Consider the following 1,501-nt stretch of genomic DNA (forward strand, 5'->3'; position numbering starts at 1 on the left):
TCTCTTGCAATGGTTCTTCGCCGAAGCGAGTCGGAAGTATCCCATCCATCCCATGAGGTATCGGTTGAGCCGGGTGATGCGGTCATCCATCGACATCGAGCGTGTTCGATCCGTTAGTTCCCTTATCTTCTCCTTGAATCGGGAGATCGTTTTGGGAGCAAGCCGGATCGTCACCTGTCTGTTTGATAAGAAGCTAAAGCCGAGGAACTTCCGATTCCATGGCCGATCCACTGCACTCTTGTCACGATTCACTTTCAATTTCAGCTTTCCTTCCACAAATCCAATAACCGATTCCATGACACGTTCTCCGGCCCGTCTGCTGGCGACGAAGATGTTACAATCGTCCGCATAGCGGACAAACTTGTGCCCCCGTTTGGTTAGTTCTTTATCTAGGTCATCCAGCAGGATGTTTGCTAATAATGGACTTAAAGGGCCGCCCTGCGGTGTTCCCTCCTCCGTTTTCTGGCAAACTCCACCTTCCATTACTCCGGCGTTCAGGTAGGCACGGATTAGTCTCAGGATTCGCTTATCCGCCACTTTCCTTGCCACTCTTGCCATGAGAATGTCATGATTTACCCGGTCAAAGAATTTCTCCAAATCCATATCCACGATCCACCGAAGACCGTTTTGTATGTATTGCTGGGCTTGCTTTACCGCGTCATGCGCTCTCTTTCCCGGTCTAAAGCCGTAGCTGTACCATGAAAAGTGAGCGTCAAAGATCGAGTTCATGACCTGCAGAAGTGCTTGTTGAAGGAGTCTATCCATTACGGTCGGGATACCAAGTAGCCGTACTCCGCCTCCGGGTTTGGGGATTTCCACCCGTTTGACAGGCATAGGTTTGTAGGTTCCCGCGAGAAGTTCGGCTTTCACCGTCTCCCAGTGCGTCTTCAGGTAAGCTTGTAGCTCCGTTACCGTTACTCCGTCCACCCCGGGTGCTCCTCCATTTTGGACCACTCGCTTGTAGGCGAGCAAAAGGTTTTCCCTTTCGAGCATCCGCTCCAACAAGTCGTTACGGACTTCGCGAGAGGAAGGGACGATTTGTGCCGACGAAGAACTCGGCGCTCCGGCATACCCTGACGGCTTCACCGCTTCTCTTTGCCGCAAGCTCTCTTGCGAGATATTCTGCTGTCGTTGCTCTTCATGCGAACGCATCGGTTTCCTCTCTCCTTTCGGTTCGGCCCTTCCGGTTTCCGGCGTCCCGTACTTCCGTACTATGGCCTCTGCTGACTCCTGCGGATTCAGCGCGGCCTTACAGCCGCGGTTACGAAGTAACTTCGCGTGTTCCGCAGGTCTCCCCAGATAAGAACGTCATCTTTCCGCCCGCGCTCGCCCAAGTTTACGGCTGTAGCCTTTGGCAGCTTTGGATTTTGTCATGGTATGGTGACTCATCCGACTGCAACCGCCTCAAATTGGATTCGTGTACCTCAAGCCGTGCGTTTGCCTCCAGCTTCCTTCAGATTCCGCCTCACGGCGGACACCCTTGCTCTTGGCTAATGGTAGG

At 53.1% G+C, this 1,501-nt stretch carries 1 protein-coding gene; it reads right to left on the minus strand.

Annotated features, from left to right (window positions below):
• Positions 1 to 1,152 (minus strand): group II intron reverse transcriptase/maturase (ltrA, locus tag B1728_RS35385; protein WP_079910648.1); only part of this gene is annotated, 1,152 nt, incomplete at its 3' end.
• Between the last annotated feature and the right edge of the window lie 349 nt (positions 1,153 to 1,501).

Source organism: Paenibacillus sp. 32352, from assembly GCF_002042965.1.
In the GTDB taxonomy this organism is placed as follows: Bacteria; Bacillota; Bacilli; order Paenibacillales; family NBRC-103111; genus Paenibacillus_S; species Paenibacillus_S vulneris.